Here is a 1,199-nt window from a genome sequence, read left to right as displayed (position 1 = left end):
CTAGTGGCTTGGCTCGGATGGTTGGCCCGGTAATTGATCGGCTGTCGGTCTGCGGTCAGGCTGTCTCCAGGGCTTGATCTTGGAGGTGGTTGTGGGGCGTCGTCCGGGAGTGTTCGTCCGGCCGGTGAGCATGGAGGAGGGCCGGCGTCTGCAGCGGATCGGTCGGACCTCCAAGGACCCGGTCAGGCTGCGGCGGTCCATCGTGGTGATGATGTCCGCCCAGGGCCAGACGGTGAAGGACATCGTCTCGTTGCTGCAGGCCAGCGCGGATTACGTGCGGGATGTCATCCATGCCTTCAACGAGCGGGGGTTCGACGCGCTGGACCCGAAATGGAGCGGGGGACGCCCGAGAACGATCAGTGACCAGACGCGCGAGCGCATCTGCCTGATCGCCCGGACGTCCCCCGCCGACTGGGGCATCACCGCGTTCTCCACCTGGAGCCTGGCCAAACTGGCCGAGCACCTGGTCACCCGCAACGTCGTGCCCGCCGTCAGCCGGGAGACACTGCGCCGCATCCTGCGGGACGGCAAAGTCTCGTGGCAGACCACCACAACATGGAAAGCCTCCACCGATCCGGACTTCATCGCCAAGATGCACCGGGTGCTGGAACTGTACGACGCGCCCCGGCCGACGGCCGGGTGATCTGCGTGGACGAGTTCGGCCCGCGCAACCTGCTGCCTCGCAAGGGCAAGGCCTGGCGACCGCACGGCAGGCCCCGCCGACTCCGGGCTACCTACCACCGTTACGACGGCGTGATGCACATGCTCGCCGCCCTCGACCTGGCCACCGGCAAGATCTACTACCGCATCCGGCAACGCAAGCGATGGCAGGAATTCCTCGGCCTCCTCAAGGCCCTGCGTGCCCGCTGGCCCGGGGAGAAGCTCTACGTCGTGCTGGACAACTTCTCCCCGCACAAGCACCCCAACGTCCGAGCATGGGCCGCAGCCCACCGGGTCGAGCTGGTCTACCTGCCCACCTACGGCTCTTGGCTGAACTGGATCGAGTCCGAGTTCGCGGCCCTGCGCTACTTCGCCCTCAACGGCACCGACCACCGCAGCCACGGCGAGCGGAACGCCGCCATCAACGCCTACATCCGCTGGCGAAACGCACGCGCCGAACCGAAGACCAACCTCGCCCCTGACTCACCCATCCGCACCTGGACCCATTACCCGGCCAAGGCTGCGTGACAAGCCACTAG

Annotated in this window: 2 protein-coding genes; both read left to right on the top strand. The window is 66.9% G+C overall.

From position 1 onward, the window contains the following. The first annotated feature begins 130 nt into the window (after window positions 1–130). Window positions 131–643, top strand: coding sequence for a helix-turn-helix domain-containing protein (locus AC3EUJ_RS37120; RefSeq protein ID WP_431969403.1), 513 nt, complete (start codon window positions 131–133; stop codon window positions 641–643). 5 nt (window positions 644–648) lie between these two features. After that, on the top strand, window positions 649–1,188 hold the full coding sequence (locus AC3EUJ_RS37115) for an IS630 family transposase (protein ID WP_431969401.1): 540 nt from the start codon (window positions 649–651) through the stop codon (window positions 1,186–1,188). The last annotated feature ends 11 nt before the right edge of the window (window positions 1,189–1,199 follow it).

The sequence above is a fragment of the Actinacidiphila sp. bgisy160 genome, assembly GCF_057707815.1.
The sequence above is the reverse complement of the archived record's forward strand: the minus strand, read 5'-3'. Positions and strand labels throughout refer to the sequence as shown.